Below are 17,001 nucleotides of genomic sequence, written 5' to 3'. Positions count from 1 at the left end.
GGCCGCCCGTGATCCGAATAGCGGGCTCCCATTTCTCCCCCGACGTCCGACTTCCAATCGAAGCGTTGGTGCGCGTCGTCGTGCCGCCGTAGGCGCGTGAGCCGGTCGGTCATGACGTCGAGATCCAAGCCAAGGGCGAATGGCGGAACATCCCCGGAAATTGTCATTCCCTCCACTGGATGAGGCACCGGTACAACCGCAACTTCCTCACGGAAACTCGGAGTACAAAGCGACAGCGAGTTGCGGTGCGTCCCAACGGGGCGCGATAGGGGAGAATGGGATGGAATACCGGGTCGGCCGCCGTGCGGCACTTCTCAGCTGCTGCTGCCTCATGCTGCTGCCAGCAGCCGCGCGCGCGCAATCGCAACCGCAGACACAGACAGTTGCGGAGCCGACCACCGACGAGCCCGCGGACATAATAGTCACCGCCTCGAAGCGTGAGCAGTCCCTCCAGGACGTCCCCTTCTCGATCAACGCGCAGACGCAGGCCGACATCCAGCGGACCGGCGCGGTGACGCTCGAGGACCTTTCCCGCAACGTGGCAGGCCTGACGGTGCAGAACCTCGGTCCCGGCCAGAGCCAGATCTCGGTCCGCGGCGTGTCGGCCGGACAGGTGGTCCGCGACCAGCCGGGTGTGAAGGAGCAGGTGGGCGTGTATCTCGACGAGAGCGTGGTCTCGCTCTCGTTATTCACGCCGGACCTCGATCTCTTCGACCTAAATCGCGTCGAGACGCTCCGCGGACCGCAGGGGACGCTCTTCGGTTCCGGCTCGGTGGGCGGGACCATCCGCTACATCACGAACCAGCCGAACACGCGACGTGTCGAGGGCCAGATCGAGGGCAGCGTCAACCTCATCGACGGCGGCTCGCTCGGCGGCTCGCTGAAGGGCGCGGTCAACATCCCGCTCTCGAGCCAGCTTGCGGTCCGCGCCGTCGGCTACGGGACGCGCTACGGCGGCTTCGTCGACGCCTTGCGCGAGGGCGGTGGCGTGCAGCGCAACGTCAACAAGGGCGAGAGATATGGGGGGCGGCTGGCTTTCTTGTGGCAACCGACCGACGACATCTCGATCACGCCACGCGTGGTCTATCAGAAAGTCACGGCCGACGGCTTCAACCGCGAGGACGTATACAACCTCTTCGCGAACAGGTTCACGACAACGAGACCGGCGATCATGCTCGGGGAGCGCCAGCAGTATTTGCTGCGCAACGAGCGGTTCGCCGACGAGACGTTCCTCGCCGACCTGACCGGGAGCTTCGCCTTTGGTGGCGTCAAGCTCACCACCGTAACCAGCTACCTCAAGCGGAACCTGCTCGTGTCACGCGACGCCAGCGCACTTACCGGGTCCGTGTCGGTGGACCTTGGCTTCGCGCCCACCGCCATCGCGTTGCCGTCCGATCTCCGAGACACCACGGATCTGAAGACCTTCTCGCAGGAGATCCGCCTGTCGTCCGACGGCGCCGGGCCGTTCCAATGGGTGATCGGCGCCTTCTATACCGATATCGGCCGGCGCTACCGCCAGACGCTTCCCACCCCCGGCTACGACGCCGCCACCGATGCGGCGCTTGGTGCGGGAACCTCGGCGTCCCTGCGCAACGGCTTCGAGCCAAACTCGCCGTTCAATTCGGAGCAGCCCTTCAAGATCAAGCAGAAGGCCGTATTCGGTGAGGCGAGTTACGACCTCGGGTCGCTGACGCTCACGGCAGGAGGTCGCTACTACGACTTCAGGGAATCGCGGACATTCAAGAGCGGCGGCCTTTTCACCAATCTCGACAACCGATCGGACGAGACACGTTCGAGCGGCTTCAGCCCCCGTGCTTTGTTGAGCTGGAAGGCGGCGCGAAACGTGAGCGTGAACGCGCAGGTTGCCAAGGGCTTTAGGCTGGGCGGCGTGAACGACCCGCTCAACTTGCCGCTGTGCTCGGCGGGTGACCGGCAGCTGTTCGGCGGATTTCAGAACTACAAGGACGAGACGCTCTGGAACTACGAGCTCGGGGTCAAGTCGCAGTTCGGCGGGATCACGTTCAACACCGCCGCGTTCTACACCGACATCAGCAACCTGCAGGTCACGCTCGACGCCGGGTCCTGCTCATCGCGGATCGTGTTCAACACGCCCAAGGCGCACAGCCAGGGGATCGAGTTCGAACTCGGGGCGCGGCCGATGCGTGGCCTAAACCTCGGCCTCAATGGAACAATCCTGAGGTCGCAATTCGACTCCACGCTGCCCGGCGCGCTCGCGGCGACCACCGGCATCCGCGACGGCAACCGGCTGCCGACCGTGCCCCGCTTCCAGATCTCCGCCAACGCCACCTACGAGTTTCGGGTCCACGCCGATTGGACTGGGTTCGTTACGACGAGCTTCCAGCATGTCGGCAGCCGCTACACGCAGCCGAGCGACCAGGAGAACAACCCGCGCACGTTCGTGACCGGACTACCCTACGGAGGAGCGCCAGCGACCGCATCGACCACCCTCGACCTCCAATTGCCGGCCTATCAACTTGTGAACCTGAGCGTAGGCGCCCGGGCCCAGGGCGGATTGGAAATCGTCGCGTCGGTGTCCAACCTGTTGGACGAGAACGCGCTCCTGTCCTTCGACCGGGAGCGCGGCGGCAGAGCGCGGCTCGGCTACAACATCGGACAGCCGCGGACCTACGGCGTCACCATCCGGCAAAAGTTCTAACCATGGAGCCGGAGCCGACCGGGGCCCAGACGGCACGCCGACTTGCCATCGAATTTTTCAGGAGGGTGTGGGCTCCGCCGCACGACCTGCAGGCGATCGACGAACTGATGACCGAGGACTACCGGATAACGACCGCGGGCAAGGTCATTGAGGGGCGGGAGGCGTTCAAGGCTTGGGTGGCCGAGATGCAGCGGCAGGTCGGCGATGCCACCAACGAACATCTCGAAGTCCTCACCGACGAGTCCGGCAGCAGGGTCGTGTCGCGATGGAAAACGCGGGGTTCGAATAACGGCATGTTCTCGCTCGCGCCGGACGGTCAGCCAGTCGAGTTCACCGGGATCGCGATCTGGTCGGTGAGGGACGGGCGGCTGGCCGAGTGCTGGGTCGAGCGAAGTGCCCTGGAGCTCTTCCATCGTCTGGCAGGGACTTCTCCCAAAGGCCCGACGGCAAGCTGACGTTTCGGTCCGTGTGGACGCGCAGACGCACCGGCACGCTGGCGAGAACGCACCGCATTTTGGCGCGGTGATCCCTTTAACCGGCGACGTGGCGCCCGCACGCTGGCGCCCGAACGGACCGGTCTCGCGAGGCCCCGCCCACCAACGACTTTCAGCGCGTCCCTCACCGCCGGGCGCAGAGGAGCACAGCGAATGGAAAAGGTAGAGACAGCGCAGGACGGATCCCTGGAAGACTTCGAGGAGCTGAGCCTCACGTTCGACGGGATCGGCAAGAGGGTGTGGCGATCCGGTTCCGGGCCAGCTGTCATCGTCATGGCGGAGATGCCTGGCATCACGCCGCACGTCCTCCGCTTCGCGCGCTGGGTTCGCGACGCCGGCATGACCGTTTGGCTCCCCTCGCTCTTCGGCACGGACGGCGCGGAGCCCACGGCCGAACACGGTGCCGAGGTCTTCCGACGGGCGTGCGTGAGCGCGGAGTTTCGCGCCCTGGGTGGTGGGGGAACGTCCAGCCCCGTCACCCAGTGGCTCATGGCACTCGCCCGGCACGCGTTCTCCGAATGCGGTGGCGCCGGCGTCGGCACCGTGGGCATGTGCTTCACCGGGAACTTCGCCCTGACGATGATGCTCGAGCCTGCAGTGCTCGCGCCGGTGCTTTGCCAGCCGGCGCTGCCGCTCGACAATCCCGCAGGCCTCGAGATCTCGGCGGACGAGCTCTCGCAGATCAAGGAGCGACTTGATCGAGAGGGCCGCAAGGTGATGGCCTACAGGTTCAAGGGCGACGCATTCTGCCGCGCGGAGCGGTTCGCCGCCTATGCCGCAGCCCTCGGCGACGGGTTCGTCGAGCATGTGCTGCCGGATGAGGCCGCCCACAAGGAACCGCCATCGTTCTACGCGGTCCACGTGCCGACACCGCACAGCGTCGTCACGGCGCACCTGATCGACGGCGAGGGCCAACCGACAATTCGCGCGCGCGACGAGATCATCGAGTTCCTCAAGCGCTCATGCACGGAGGAGCGGTCGTGACCGAACAGCTTCAGCTACAACCGCTCACCGGAAGGTGCCTTTGCGGCGAACTCTCCTACAAGGCGCTCGGGCGCCTCGACCGCTGCTACGTGTGCCACTGCACGGATTGCCAAAAGCGCAGCGGAAGCTCCTTCATCGTGACGCTCCCAGTGGCCGCTGAGACGTTCGAGCTGTCGGGCGATACGATCACCGTCGAGCCGAAGCGTGGAGATGCGCCTCCGGCGGTCGTTCACTTCTGCCCGTCCTGCCTCTGCCGCATATTCACCGTGAGCCCCGCCCGGCCGGGCTTCGTCATGCTCAGGGGTGGCTCGCTCGACGACACCACCGGGCTCGACCCGGCGGTCCACATATGGACCAGCAGCAAGCAGTCGTGGGTCGAGCTGCCCGAGGGGGTCCCGGCTCTGGCCAACCAGCCCACTGACGCCGCCGAATGGCTTGCGTTACTGAGATAGGGCCATGCAACTTCTTGGACGAACCTCTTCGATCAACATGCGTAAGGTGATGTGGACCGCCGCAGAGATCGGCATACGCTACGCTCACGAGGTGGAATGGGGCACGCCGGTGGCCCCGACCCAGGACGTGGACTTCAAAAGGATAAACCCCAACGGGCTGATCCCGGTCTGGATCGACGATGCCGGACCACTTTGGGAGTCCAACACGATCTGCCGGTATCTCGCCAACCGGCACGGCCGCGAGGACCTTCTTCCCGCGTCCGCGGTCGAGCGGGCGAAGGTGGAGAAGTGGATGGACTGGGGAGCAGGCGACCTCAACGCCGCCTGGCGCTATCCGTTCATGTGGCTCGTCCGCCAAGACGCCAGGTTCGACGACGGGGCTCAGGTCCAGCGCGGCACAGCCGCATGGAACACGATGATGCAAACCCTCGATGCGCACCTGGCTGTCGCCGGGCCGTTCGCGGCCGGCCCTTCCTTCACCCTGGCAGACATCATTCTTGGCCTGTCGGCCCACCGGTGGCTCCACACCCCGATCGAACGGCCCCGACTGGGCAACATAGAGCGCTACGTCCGGGAGCTGGCATGCCGTCCCTCATGCGCAGGCCTTGTGACCGCTGAACTGCCGTGACCTGAGCCGCCGACTAAGGCGGCGCGGTGCTCACCTGCCGGATTCGCCAGCGGCGTCTGCGCGCATAGCGGCGGTTCGCCACTGCGGAATGACCACGCCCGCGATGATCAGGCCGGCGGCGGCGACCTCGGCCAAATCCAGCTGCTCGGAAAGCAGCATGACCGCCATGCCCATCGCCACGACGGGAACCAGCAGCGTCAGCGGCGCGATACGGGCGAGCCCGTGCGTCCGGATGAGCCGGTTCCAGACGGCGTATCCGAAAATGGTGTTGGCGTAGGCCTGCCAGGCCACGATGCCGACCGTGGCTGCGTCGAAGACGCGGATGGGCTGGACGAGCGCCGCGGGACCCTCGGTCACGAGCGATAGCGCCGCGAGGGGCAGCGCGGCGAACGGACTCATCCAGACCATGAAGGCGGCGAGGTCACCATCGTAGCTCGCGCGGCGCATCATGACGTTGCAGCAGGCCCAAGAGAGCCCGGCCAACAGGGTCAGCACGATGCCAATGGTCGTCGCGGACGCACCGGCCGCCATCCCGATGACGACTAGGCCGGACGCCGCAATGACACAGCCGACGACCTGCGCGGTCCGCACGCGCTCGCCAAGCACGATAGCGGCGAGCGCGATATTGAAGAACGCCTGCGTCTGCACGACGACCGCGGCGATCGCCGGGCTGATCTGGTCGCGCATGGCGACGAAGAGCAACCCGAACTGCCCTAATCCCGTGACCACGCCGAATGCGACCAGTAGCCGCCAACGCTCGCGCGGCGGTGGAAGGAAGAGGCAGACCGGAAAGAACGAGAGCGCGAACCGCCAGGCACACAGTGCCAGGGGGGCCATCCGATCGAGACCCCACCTCACCACTATGAAGTTCGAGGCCCAGACCAGGACCACGACCGCTATCAGCGCAATGTCGCGCGCCGGCAGGCGCTCGCCACTCACCCGTGAAGCTCAGCGGATCGCAAACCCACCCCGGGGGGCGGTGGTAGCGGCCTGGACACTGCCGAGCGCGCTCTCGCGCGCAGATCTCGCGGGCCGAGGCCCGAACCCCGGCGGATTAGACCCCGAAGCGTCGACGGGTCGGAATAACCCACCTGGTAGGCGATTTCCTCGAAGGGCAGCGCGGTGGACTCGATGAGTTCCACGGCCCGCTCGACCCTCAGCTGCTGGAGGAACTGGATCGGCGACAACCCGGTCGCGGATGTCACCCGTCTCGAAAAAGTCCGAGGGGACTGGCCGGCGGCTCGCGCCAGGTCCGCGACCCCGACCCCCTGGCCTAGGCGCGGTCGCGCCCAGGCGGCGGCGCGCGCCACACCCTCGCTCGAGGCCGCAAGCAGTCCGATCGCCATGTAGGGCACCTGCGACCGGCGCTCGTCCAGGAGCATCGTGCGCGTGCAGCCCTCCGCGATCTCGGCGCCGGCATAGCGCGCGATCAGACCGACCATGAGGTCCATCTGCGCCATCGCCGCACCGGCGGTCGTGAACAGGCCATCCGACAGAACGAGCTCGGCCGTGTCCAACCGCACCGCGGGGAAGAGCTCGCGGAAGGCGGGAGCCAGCCACCAGGCAGTCGTCGCCTTCCTATTGTCGAGGACTCCGCTGCTCGCGACAAGCAAGGTGCCCGTGCACGAGCTCGCGACATGGGCGCCGGCCCGGGCGGCGCTCAGGATCACGGAGCGCGCCTCCTGAGCGTCGCCCTCGGCCAGGCGGTCGACATAGCGCGCCGCCTTGGAGAACCCCTGAGCCGGCACGATCAACACTTCGGGATCACCATGGGCGCCCTCTGGCGCGGCGAGGAATGGCCTGAATAGGTGCGCGCCGGAGCCCTCGAGGCGAACCGAGAACGCTGGAGGCCTTCCAGCGTTGAGACAGACCTGGTTCGCCATTGCGAGCACGTCGATGGTGATGGCGACGCTCGAGGCGAGCGCTCCGAGCAAGATGACAACCGTGACCGACAGCATCGCATCGGGTCCCGCGACATCCCGCCCGTGCCCCTCCTGGGAAGCGAACCGCTTGGCCATCGAGCCGTCGTCGGAGGTGGGGCGCAGTGCAAGCGCCGCCGCCCTTCGCCCCCCAGCCGACCGCGCCATCTGCACCACCTTGGCTGGCCTGGTTCTCACTGACGAAACTCCCTCAAAACCGGGCTTCCGCTCGGCCCGTGTCCGCGGTCGACCCAGACCTGCTGCATAGGCCGCACGGCGCGACGCCCGCGACCAGCGACCGCAATACGGATACACCGCGTCCCAATGACACCGAAGTGGCCAATATGTCTAATATCGGGGATATCTCGCCAAACATGATGGCGAAAATGCCATCGAATGTGGCGAGATCGACGCTGGCCGAGCTGCACCGAGTCGCGCTTGATCACGAAATGGAACGGCCACCTGAACTGTCCTCAGGCAGGGGTCGCACCGAGCCACCGTTCCACGCCGACCCGTCGACTTCCGCAGCATCGGACGGGAGTCCGGCAAACGACCGACTGGTCCGGCGAGGACACGCCAATATGGAGATCCAGGTGAGAAGAATTCTGATCATAATCCTCGCGGTCGCCGGCCTTGCCGCGATCGCCCTGGCGGTGCTGCTCCTCGTCTATTCCACCCCATCCCACGCCGCCGCGGCGGGCCAATCGACGACCACGTCGCGCCCGGCCGTAAGCAGCAGCGTGGAAGTCGCTCCGGGGCGATCGCTCCACGTCGTCTGCATGGGTGACGGGCCCGTAACCGTGCTCCTCGACGCGGGCGGTAGCGACTGGTCGTCGATCTGGAGCACGATTCAGCCAAGGATCGCCTCGCGAGCCCGTGCCTGCTCCTACGATCGCGCGGGCCTAGGTCTCAGCGATGCGGATTCCGGACCCCGGACACCAGCCGCAATCGCGGAGGACCTCCACGCGCTCATTCAGGCATCCGCATGGAAGGGGCCGATCGTCCTGGTCGGCCACTCGCTCGGAGGTTTCAACGTCAAGCTCTACACAGCACTCCATCCCGGCGACGTCGCCGGCCTCGTGCTGATCGACCCTTCGGAGGAACGCTCCTGGGACCGGACCAGGGTTGTGATCACCCGGAAATACGGTTCAGTCCTCAGCGCGAGGTCGGAGCTGCTCGACCAGGCTTTCCTCGGCAGGCTCATCACGCGCTTCCGGGATTGCGCCGCCGCCGCCCGCGAGAAGGGGTTCGAGGCCGGCTCCATTCCGTATCGGCGGTGCACCGACCCGGACCGGCCGCAGCTGGACAAGGCAGTTGCCGCCGAGCGGGCGACGCTGATGGGGACATCCAAGTATCAATCCGCACAGGCGTCGGAGATCGTCAACAGCGTCTACGGGACCGACGTTTCCGACGGGGTCTACGCACGCCTGTTCCGACCCGGCGTCTTCCGCCGTCTGCCTATGGTCGTCCTAACACACGTCGAGCCCGCCTCATCCGACCCGCTCGACCTCTTGGGCACCGAGCAGGGCATCCTGCTGCACAGGCAGACCGCCGCCCTCTCCACCCGCGGACTGCAGCGAATGGTCTCGGGCTCGTCCCACTACATCCATTTCGACCAACCCGATGTCGTGCTGGCCGCAATCGACGAGGTCCTCGCCATGGCAACTTCGCGCCGATAGGCGCGAAGCGGCCTGCACGGCCTTCCATCGAGGCACCGCGCTTCACCGCGACCGGTCACCTCACGATCCTCGGCTCCCCAACTGACCAGCAACGCCTAGGGGCGGGCCGACTTTCGACCGGACAGGTTGGGAGGATACAGACGCGGTGGAACTGCTGAAAAGCTAGACCGCGACCTGCCCGCTAACAGCGCGACGCCCCGACGAGAAGGCAAACACAAGGGCCACCGCCAAGGCCATCACGCCTCCCATGAGGAACGCGGGGCCGTAGTCACCAGCGATGTCGCGGACCATGCCGGCACCGAACGCGGCCGCCGCCGCTCCCGCCTGATGGCCCGTGAAGATCCAACCGTAGACGATCGGCGCCCGCGACTGACCGAAATGGGCGTTCACGATCTTCAGGGTCGGCGGCACCGTGGCAATCCAGTCCAAACCGAAGAGCACCAGGAACGCAGAGAGGCCGAAGCCGTCCAACGAGATCGCCGGGAGTGCCAGGAGCGAGAGGCCCCTCAAGCCGAAATAGGCGACAAGCAGCTTCTTGGGATCGTAGCGATCGCTCAGCCAACCCGATGCCGTCGCTCCGGCGATGTCGAACACGCCCATAAACGCGAGCCACCCCGCAGCCTGCACGGGGGCGATCCCCTGGTCACCGCAGAACGCGATCAGGTGAGTCCCAACAAGCCCATTGGTAGTGAAGCCGCACACGAAGAAGGCGACGAAAAGCAGCCAGAAGGTCTTCTCCCTACCCGCTCGCGCCAGTTCCTCGACGGCTGCGAAGGGACGAGTGGCCGCGAGCGACGCCGGAGGCACCTCGTCCGGCTCGGCGCCGTAGCGCCCCAGACCCAGAGCCTGCGGCCGCTCGCGCATCAGCAGCCATGCGACCGGCAGCAGGATGAGCATCACGCACGTGACGAGCCGGACGACAGGCCTCCAATCGCCGGCTTCGGCGAGCCCGGCCATCGCCGGCAGGAAGATGAGCGAGCCAGTCGCGGTGCTCGCGGTGAGAAGCCCCATCATAAGACCCTGGCGTCGTGCAAACCACCTGTTCACGACGGTCGCCGCGAGCACTCCGGCCACCGCGCCGCTTCCCACTCCAGAGACAAGGCCCCAGGCCAGAAAATACTGCCACGGCTCCGTCATTCCGAGGCTGGCACCCGTCGCCACAGCCATGAGCGCGAGGCCGGAAAGCAGAACGCGCTTTATGCCGTATCTCTGCATCAGCGCGCCAGCAAACGGGCCGACGAGACCGTTCACGAGTATTCCGAGACCGGCGCCGGCGGCGACGATCGAACGGTCCCACCCGAACCATATCTGCAGAGGGACGAGTAGCACCCCCGGCGCGGCGCGAAGCCCAGCCGCCGCGAGCAGGGACACGAACGTCACCGCAAGGATCACGAATGCGTAATGTGGACCCCGTGAAGGGCGCGGTGCGGCACCGGCCATCACGCGCTGAGCGTCAGGGACGAACCGCATGGCGCGGGTCCAGCGAGCTGGTTTTGCAGCGGGCCGACGGGCCGGCACCAATCGGGCAACTGTGCCCGGTCTGCAGAATCGGGCATCACGCGGTAGTCTCCCCAGCAACCGCCGAGTTTTGCCCGAACCGCCTCGGATCACCCAGTGTCACATGAGACATCGATCGGGGCTTTCTCGCCAAGTAGCCAGACGCCCACGGAAACACTCCAAAGTCACTCTGGTGATGGCGAACCTGACCCGAAACTTGTCCGCTCCGGCGCTGCCACCGCCAACCAATGCATCCGATCATGGCTCACACCATGACCGGGAGTTGACGATGCGCCAGTGGACGATCGACGCGTTTACCAATCGAGCGTTCGGTGGAAACCCGGCGTGCGTTCTAGAACCCCTTTCCGAATGGCCTTCCGACGCCTGGATGCAGCGGCTCGCCACCGAGAACCACGCCGGCGCCACCGCCTTCATCGTGCGTGGCGACACCGACTTCCGCTTCTCGCTCCGGTGGTTCACCGCATCGGTTGAGGTGCCGCTTTGCGGCCATGCAACGCTTGCCGCAGCACACGCACTTTTCAACGAAATCAGACTGTCGACAGACCTGATCGAGTTCGACACTGCATCTGGGCGCATCGGGGTGGCCAAGACGGCTGACCGCCTTGAGCTCGACATGCCAGCTCAGCATGCGCAGAAGATCGCTCCACCGCCGGCGCTGACCACAGCGCTCGGTGCAGAGCCTGTCGAGGTCTGGGCCGGTCCATACCTCATCGCGATCCTGGATTCCCCGAGTGCGGTGCGAGCCGTCCGTCCAGATCTGGACGCACTGCGCACCGTATCGCTGGCTTACGGCGGACAGGGGAACGTGGGGGTTGCAGCGGCTACGGACGGTGCGGAGCCATACGACGTAATCGACCGGTTCTTTGCACCTGGCTACGGCATACCCGAGGACGCCGCCACGGGGTCCTTCCACTGCATCCTGGCTCCGATCATGGCAGATCGGCTCGGGAAGGATATGATCCGCTTCCACCAGGCCTCACCAGAGCGGGGAGCCGATTTCACCTGCAGGGTCGCCAACCCCCGAGTGCTCCTGTCGGGGGAGGCAGTAACCATCCTCGAAAGCACGCTCCGAATTTCGGTCGATGCCAAGCCGCACGCGAAATAGAGTTTTCCCCGTCGATTTACGGACCCACGCCCCCTCTGACCAGCCGCACCTGCACCTGGGACACGACCCTGGCGGATTGACATCAGGGCCGCTTAGCGGCTGCAATCGCCTCGATCTCGACCAGCGCCCCCATCGGCAAAGCTGCGACCCCGACCGTAGTCCGGGAAGGTTTCCGTTCACCAAAGGCGCCGCCATATATTTCGTTCATCACGGCGAAGTCGGCCATGTCGGTCAGATAGACGTTGGCCTTGACGACGTCGTCGAGACAACCTCCGACCAGCGCCAAGACCTCAGCGATGTTCGCCAGCGCCTGCTTCGTTTGCGCGGCAATGCCGCCTGTCACGAGCGCCGCACCGCCGCTGGCGATACCGATCCGTCCAGAGAGAAACAGAAGTTCCCCAATTCTGGTGATGTCCGAATAGGGGCCCATCGCCCCCGGCCCAGGGACGGAAAGTCCTTCGATGCTCGACGACCGTGACATGGCAACCTCCAGTATAAATTGATCCTAACAAGTTGACATTTATTTCGTCGATTGGCAATTCAACGACATGACGGATGCCGAACTCTTTCGAGCGCTCGGGAACGAGCGTCGCCTGCGGATCCTCGGTTGGCTCAAGGATCCGACCGCGCACTTTGCGCCGCAACGGGATGGAGACCTCGTCGAGGATGGCGTGTGCGGCCAACTGATCGCGGAGAAGCTCGGGATAAATGCGTCGACGCTGAGTGAACACATGCGCGTCCTTCAGGCCAGCGGCCTAGTGACGGGCAAGCGCATCAAGCAGTGGACGTTCTACCGTCGCGACGCCACGCGCCTCAAGGCGCTCGGCGCGATCATCGATGGGATCTGAGCGCTCGTGTTCAGCCATGTCACCGTTGGAGTCAGCGACTTGGATCGAGCAGGGCGCTTCTACGACGGCCTGCTCGCGCCACTCGGTCTTGTGCAACGCAGGGTGACGCCGGATGGCGGACCGCAGGCATTATGCTGGCACGACCCGGCGCAGGCGCTACCTCTTTTTTACGCCTACACGCCCCTAGACGGCGAGCGTAGCACTTGTGGAAATGGCTCCATGGTGGCTTTTCTCGCCGACAGTCCGGATTGTGTCGTGTTGGCCTACGACGAGGCGCTTCGATGCGGCGGGACCGACGATGGGGCGCCAGGCCCGCGTCCGAGATATGGTCCGGCATACTTCGGCGCCTACGTCCGGGACCCAGACGGAAACAAGCTGCACGTCGTCTGCAGGACCGAGCAAGCTGCTGCGCCGACAGGTCGGCGAGACCGGCCCGCGTGAAATGCAGTTGGTGTTCCTGGCCGCGCTGACGAGGCTCGAACGACACGCTAGTCGAAGGTGACGAACAATGCGCGAACTGCTGAAGAAGATGCTGGCCTACAAGGCATGGGCCAATGAACTGATCTTCAGCGCTGTTCAGGCGCTTCCGCCGGGCGAGGCCGTGCGTGAGCGAGCCACTAGGTGGGAAAGCATCGCCTACACCCTGTCGCACGTTCTCGTGGTCGACGACATCTTCCGTTGCCATTTGACGGGCGTCTCGCACGCCTACACGTTGCGCAACACGGCCGAGCGGCCACCGGTGGCGGACATACGCCGCCGTCAGCTTGAGATGGACCACTGGTATAGGGCCTACGCCGACGGCCTCGACGACCACGCCTTCTCCGAGGTCGTCCATTTCAGATTCATCGGCGGCGGCGAGGGCGCGATGTCGCGCGAGGACATTCTGATCCACGTCGTCAACCACGGCACATACCACCGCGGCCTCGTGAGCGACATGATGTGTCAGATCCCGGCGGAGATGCCAGCCAACGACTACCCCGTGTTCATCCGTGACGACTGGATGAGCCAGCGCTGATCGCAGAGAGCCCGCCAATTGACGCGCCTGCTGTCATTGGGTAACGATTCGATATTCAATAACAATCCCCCGGACAAGCGAGGCGTGGCGAGCGATTCAGGCGCTGGAAAGCCACCGCTCGACCATCGGCAGCCGGTCCGCTCCCCAGAATGGCTCCCCGTCGACGACGATCCAAGGCGAGCCGAAGATGCCTCGGGAGCCGGCCTCGTCGCACTGCCGACGTAGCGCGCTTCTCCAGGCGTCGTCACCTGCGGCCGCGGTAAGCGCGGCGGGATCCAACCCGACTCTCGCGCCGACGTCCGCGGCGGTCGCCGGGTCGGAGATGTCCAGTCCGTCCGCGAAGAGCGACGCCAGCAGTGCCTTCGCGAGGGCACCCGCAGAGCTCTCGCCGCTGGTCTCGCGAGTCGCGAGGATCATGCGCGCGGGCACCTGGGTGCGGAGCGGGAAATCCGACCGCATGACGAAAGGGACGCCCTCCATCCGCGCCATCCGCTCCCAGTCGCGACGCGCATAGTCGCCTTTCAGCGGTTGCTCGGTGAGTGGCGCATTCCCGGTAACCCTGAACATCAAGCCAAGCAGGAATGGCCGCCAGACTACGAATCGGCCATGCCGACCAGCGATCTCGCCGATCCGGAGGGAGGCGAAGTATGCATAGGGCGAACTCAGGTCGAACCAAAACTCGATCGGGGCAAATTCGTCGGCCGGCATATCCAAACCTTTCTCCGACTTGCATAGGGAGGCTAGTCGGTTAGGGTAACGATCGCTATCCAAAACGACAAGGAGGGCGACATGGACGACCAGGCTGAAGACAGTGTGCCAGAAGGCTTCGAACGCCACTTTCGCCAGAGTCCGGCGACCGACCCATGGGAACCGCTGTTTTCCAAGAGGTCATCCGATGGATTCTCGATCGGTTTCCACGTGCGAGATGCTCATTGCAACGCTCGCGGCATTCTGCATGGCGGCGTGCTGTCAGCATTGGCCGATAACGCGATGGGGATTGCCTGCGCGGCGAAGGCTAAAGCTGCGGACAGATTGCTCACAATCCACCTTTCGGTCGATTATCTGAGCTCGGCGAAGCCGCCGCAGTGGGTCGAGGTCCGCACAATTCCGCAACGCGTGGGCGGCTCTCTCGCCTACGGCGCGGCGGAGATACTCGCCGACGGAGAAGCGATCGCCGGAGCGTCTGCAATCTTCAAGATCGTGAGGCGGCGAAGCTGAGCCGCGTCGCGCCTAGGGATCGCTCGATCCTGCATACGAGCACGACGCGCTCGCCTCGCGGGATGGTGCTTTACGCGGACGGCATGGTCGATCCATGGACTAGCTAGGTCGTAGACTCATGAAAAGCGGCCTGTCGGAAAGCGGCCCAAAAGCGGACATCAGCGACTTGCCGCTGCCTCAACCGGCGTCCTCGCGGAAGACCGCCTCTACGTTGTTGCCGTCTGGATCGAAAATGAAAGCCGCGTAGTAGCCTTCCGGATAGCCACCGGTTCGCAGACCAGGGGCGCCATTTTCCTTTCCCCCCGCTTCTAGGGCAGCCTTGTGAAAGGCATCGACCTGCTCGCGGCTGACCGCCCTGAATGCCGTGTGTTGGCGCAGGCCATGCGCGTGGAATACGTCCACCCAGAAAACTGGATAATCCACGCCGAAGCCGACGCCGCCGAGATTAGGGTCATCGAGCGACGATGTGCCCATTTCGCGCGAAATACACACGAGTGGCTTAGCCCCCAGCGGCCTAAGTGCCGCTTGATAGAATGCCGCAGAGGAATGGATATCCGAAACACCAATACCGGTGTGGTCCACGAGCCAGTTCTGATTGCTTGTCATGCTACCCCATTAAGGGAGTGAACGACGCCTTTCCACTCAATGTCGGCTGCTCAGCCCGTGCGCCAATAGCGGTCGTTTATGGGTTCACGACCTAGACCAGTAGATGTCGGTTTCCGACGAGTGCGGTCCAGCGCGAGCAATACGAGCAAGTTGTCACCCGGCGGGTAGTAGCGTGTGCATCGGTCATGCATGTCCTGTCGGCATGCAGCGCTGGGCGTTCGTCAGAAGCTCCAGCGCCCCGATCACGCCAATCATGTCAACGGCGCCGAGCCCCGCTGCCTCTGCCTCCGCAAACAGCTGGTGAGACTGGTCGAGCAGTGGCGTCGCGATCGAGGCGGCACGCGCCGCCTGTGCGATCAGCCCGTTGTTCATGAGAACGTCCGAAAGCCCGGCCTGGGCCGAAAGGTCGCTGCGGACCAGCTTGTCCAGCTTCACGCGCGACACGTCGCTCGCCATCGGTCCGGCATCGACGATGGAGCGGAACAACTCAAGGTCGAGGCCACTGTTCGCCGCGAAGTGCGCCGCCTCCATCAGGCCCGTGACCATGGTGATGAGGAACAGGTTGACGGCGAGCTTCATCGACAAGGCGTTCGGCACCGCGCCGCACGCGAAAGTGCCCGAGCACATCGGCTTGATGAGATCGCGGACGAACTCCACGTCGTCCGCGTCGCCCGCCACCATCCCCACGAGCGCCCCACGCTCGGCGGGCGTGCGCGAGCCGGACACGGGGGCCTCCACGTAGCGGCCGCCGACCTCCCGGATCTCGGTCGCCAGACCAAGCGAAAAGTCGGGAGATGTCGTGCCCGTGTGGACGATCAGCCTTCCCGCCACATTGTGCCCGAACTCGACAGTGCCGCGTTCAAGCACATGGTCCACCGCCGCCTCGTTCGCCAGCATCATCAGAGTCGTAGGGGAACCCCTCAGCGCGTCGCGCGCCGACTCCTCCACACGCGCGCCGAGCGCCGCGATACGCTCTCGCGCCGGGACCGAGCGGTTCCACACCGATAGGCGCACGCCAGCGCCAACAAGGTTTGCGGCCATGGGTTCACCCATGTGACCCAGGCCGATGAAGGCGACGTCCACCAGCAAGCTCCTCAGCAAGGATGCCCAGATAGCGGCATTGGATAACGATTGCTATCCAAAAAAGGTCTCCTTGTCATCAGTAGTCGGCGGGTGTCCACACCACACCGCTGCGGGGCGTTTCCGGGAGTGGAGCGCCGGCGATCATCACGCAGGCCCTCCGCACCGCCTCCGCGATCTCGGCTGATAGCCCCTTATCGAGGACCGCGCGCGCCATGTTGGCGCCCCCGGCAAGGAGCGCGAGCATCGCCAGCGCGCGGGCGCGCCCATCCCCTTCGCCCTGCAGCGGAGCCTCCTCGAGCATCGCGTCGACCGCGCGCTGCACGCTCTGTTGATACGCGTCCTTCACCGCGTCATCGGCCCGCGCCACCACCGGGGTCAGCGCCGGCAGGTTGCATCCCCGCCCGGTCTCACGAAGATGCTCCGGCGACGTATGCAAAGATGCGAAGTCGTTTACCCATCCCCCGACCGGATCGACCGTCGGCGAACCACGCAGGTTTCGGACCCGCCTAGCGACGCGGTCGATCCCAGCGCGGGCGACCTCGAGCAGCACCTGCGCCTTGGTGTCGAAGTGCTTGTAGAAGCTGCCGGAGGTGAGCCCGGCCGCCTGGGCAAGCTGATCGACGCCAACGCCATCATAGCCCTTCTCGCGGATGACGCACGCTGCCGCGCGGACGAGGGCGTCGCGCGAGGCAGCCTTGTGCTCTGGAGAGTATCTCATCTGTCAGTTTCCGTTCGTCATTGATCCGAAGGATCAGCTGGGGGGAAAGGTCCCGGA

Annotated in this window: 19 protein-coding genes; 11 read left to right on the top strand and 8 right to left on the bottom strand. The window is 65.2% G+C overall.

The genetic code is table 11. The features are described 5' to 3' along the window. The first annotated feature begins 280 nt into the window (after positions 1 to 280). From ACVWZA_RS03550 to ACVWZA_RS03530, 5 genes are all read left to right on the top strand, one after another. On the top strand, positions 281 to 2,677 hold the full coding sequence (locus tag ACVWZA_RS03550) for a TonB-dependent receptor (RefSeq protein WP_457309763.1): 2,397 nt from the start codon (positions 281 to 283) through the stop codon (positions 2,675 to 2,677). Positions 2,678 to 2,679: 2 nt separating this feature from the next. Then, positions 2,680 to 3,132: an ester cyclase gene (locus tag ACVWZA_RS03545; protein ID WP_457309762.1), complete on the top strand. Its 453-nt coding sequence runs from the start codon at positions 2,680 to 2,682 to the stop codon at positions 3,130 to 3,132. 192 nt (positions 3,133 to 3,324) lie between these two features. Next, positions 3,325 to 4,155 (top strand): dienelactone hydrolase family protein, encoded by an 831-nt coding sequence (locus ACVWZA_RS03540; RefSeq protein ID WP_457309761.1) that lies wholly within the window; start codon positions 3,325 to 3,327, stop codon positions 4,153 to 4,155. After that, a complete protein-coding gene (locus ACVWZA_RS03535) occupies positions 4,152 to 4,607 on the top strand; it encodes a GFA family protein (protein ID WP_457309760.1) in 456 nt (151 codons plus the stop codon). Before ACVWZA_RS03540 ends, ACVWZA_RS03535 begins: the two co-directional genes overlap by 4 nt. Positions 4,608 to 4,611: 4 nt before the next feature. Continuing rightward, complete coding sequence (locus tag ACVWZA_RS03530; protein ID WP_457309759.1) at positions 4,612 to 5,235, top strand: glutathione S-transferase family protein; 624 nt, start codon at positions 4,612 to 4,614, stop codon at positions 5,233 to 5,235. 30 nt (positions 5,236 to 5,265) lie between these two features. Here the strand turns inward: ACVWZA_RS03530 and ACVWZA_RS03525 are convergent, their stop codons facing one another. Together ACVWZA_RS03525 and ACVWZA_RS03520 are read right to left on the bottom strand one after the other, a co-directional pair. Beyond that, a complete protein-coding gene (locus tag ACVWZA_RS03525) occupies positions 5,266 to 6,174 on the bottom strand; it encodes an EamA family transporter (protein ID WP_457309758.1) in 909 nt (302 codons plus the stop codon). After that, positions 6,171 to 7,253 (bottom strand): GlxA family transcriptional regulator, encoded by a 1,083-nt coding sequence (locus ACVWZA_RS03520; protein ID WP_457309757.1) that lies wholly within the window; start codon positions 7,251 to 7,253, stop codon positions 6,171 to 6,173. The genes ACVWZA_RS03525 and ACVWZA_RS03520 overlap by 4 nt, the downstream gene beginning before the upstream one ends. A 482-nt stretch (positions 7,254 to 7,735) precedes the next feature. Here ACVWZA_RS03520 and ACVWZA_RS03515 point away from each other — a divergent pair, with 482 nt between their 5' ends. Further along, entirely contained in the window at positions 7,736 to 8,833 is a 1,098-nt protein-coding gene (locus tag ACVWZA_RS03515; protein ID WP_457309756.1) for an alpha/beta fold hydrolase, read from the top strand. Positions 8,834 to 8,995: 162 nt separating this feature from the next. Here the strand turns inward: ACVWZA_RS03515 and ACVWZA_RS03510 are convergent, their stop codons facing one another. Further along, positions 8,996 to 10,273: an MFS transporter gene (locus ACVWZA_RS03510; RefSeq protein ID WP_457310058.1), complete on the bottom strand. Its 1,278-nt coding sequence runs from the start codon at positions 10,271 to 10,273 to the stop codon at positions 8,996 to 8,998. A 253-nt stretch (positions 10,274 to 10,526) separates the two neighbouring features. Here ACVWZA_RS03510 and ACVWZA_RS03505 point away from each other — a divergent pair, with 253 nt between their 5' ends. Next, entirely contained in the window at positions 10,527 to 11,456 is a 930-nt protein-coding gene (locus ACVWZA_RS03505) for a PhzF family phenazine biosynthesis protein (protein ID WP_457309755.1), read from the top strand. Positions 11,457 to 11,538: 82 nt separating this feature from the next. Here ACVWZA_RS03505 and ACVWZA_RS03500 read toward each other — a convergent pair whose 3' ends face one another. Further along, entirely contained in the window at positions 11,539 to 11,937 is a 399-nt protein-coding gene (locus ACVWZA_RS03500) for a RidA family protein (RefSeq protein WP_457309754.1), read from the bottom strand. Between the two features lie 67 nt (positions 11,938 to 12,004). On the opposite strand from ACVWZA_RS03500, the gene ACVWZA_RS03495 reads away from it, so the two are divergent. From ACVWZA_RS03495 to ACVWZA_RS03485, 3 genes are all read left to right on the top strand, one after another. Next, positions 12,005 to 12,304 carry an ArsR/SmtB family transcription factor gene (locus ACVWZA_RS03495; RefSeq protein WP_457309753.1) on the top strand — a complete coding sequence of 100 codons (300 nt, stop codon included), beginning with the start codon at positions 12,005 to 12,007 and terminating at the stop codon, positions 12,302 to 12,304. A gap of 6 nt (positions 12,305 to 12,310) precedes the next feature. After that, entirely contained in the window at positions 12,311 to 12,745 is a 435-nt protein-coding gene (locus ACVWZA_RS03490) for a VOC family protein (RefSeq protein ID WP_457309752.1), read from the top strand. A 67-nt stretch (positions 12,746 to 12,812) separates the two neighbouring features. Continuing rightward, positions 12,813 to 13,319 (top strand): DinB family protein, encoded by a 507-nt coding sequence (locus ACVWZA_RS03485; protein ID WP_457309751.1) that lies wholly within the window; start codon positions 12,813 to 12,815, stop codon positions 13,317 to 13,319. 96 nt (positions 13,320 to 13,415) lie between these two features. Here ACVWZA_RS03485 and ACVWZA_RS03480 read toward each other — a convergent pair whose 3' ends face one another. Then, positions 13,416 to 14,027 carry a DsbA family protein gene (locus tag ACVWZA_RS03480; protein WP_457309750.1) on the bottom strand — a complete coding sequence of 204 codons (612 nt, stop codon included), beginning with the start codon at positions 14,025 to 14,027 and terminating at the stop codon, positions 13,416 to 13,418. 81 nt (positions 14,028 to 14,108) lie between these two features. Here ACVWZA_RS03480 and ACVWZA_RS03475 point away from each other — a divergent pair, with 81 nt between their 5' ends. Then, the gene (locus ACVWZA_RS03475; RefSeq protein WP_457309749.1) at positions 14,109 to 14,537 is read left to right on the top strand and encodes a PaaI family thioesterase; all 429 of its coding nucleotides are present in this window, start codon (positions 14,109 to 14,111) and stop codon (positions 14,535 to 14,537) included. A gap of 177 nt (positions 14,538 to 14,714) precedes the next feature. Here the strand turns inward: ACVWZA_RS03475 and ACVWZA_RS03470 are convergent, their stop codons facing one another. The 3 genes from ACVWZA_RS03470 to ACVWZA_RS03460 form a co-directional block, all read right to left on the bottom strand. Beyond that, the gene (locus tag ACVWZA_RS03470) at positions 14,715 to 15,143 is read right to left on the bottom strand and encodes a VOC family protein (RefSeq protein WP_457309748.1); all 429 of its coding nucleotides are present in this window, start codon (positions 15,141 to 15,143) and stop codon (positions 14,715 to 14,717) included. 183 nt (positions 15,144 to 15,326) lie between these two features. Continuing rightward, positions 15,327 to 16,226 (bottom strand): NAD(P)-dependent oxidoreductase, encoded by a 900-nt coding sequence (locus ACVWZA_RS03465; protein WP_457309747.1) that lies wholly within the window; start codon positions 16,224 to 16,226, stop codon positions 15,327 to 15,329. A 76-nt stretch (positions 16,227 to 16,302) separates the two neighbouring features. Beyond that, positions 16,303 to 16,944 carry a TetR/AcrR family transcriptional regulator gene (locus tag ACVWZA_RS03460; protein WP_457309746.1) on the bottom strand — a complete coding sequence of 214 codons (642 nt, stop codon included), beginning with the start codon at positions 16,942 to 16,944 and terminating at the stop codon, positions 16,303 to 16,305. Positions 16,945 to 17,001 lie beyond the last annotated feature (57 nt).

This window comes from Sphingomonas sp. UYAg733 (assembly GCF_054057355.1).
This window is presented reverse-complemented; position numbering and strand designations above follow the sequence as displayed.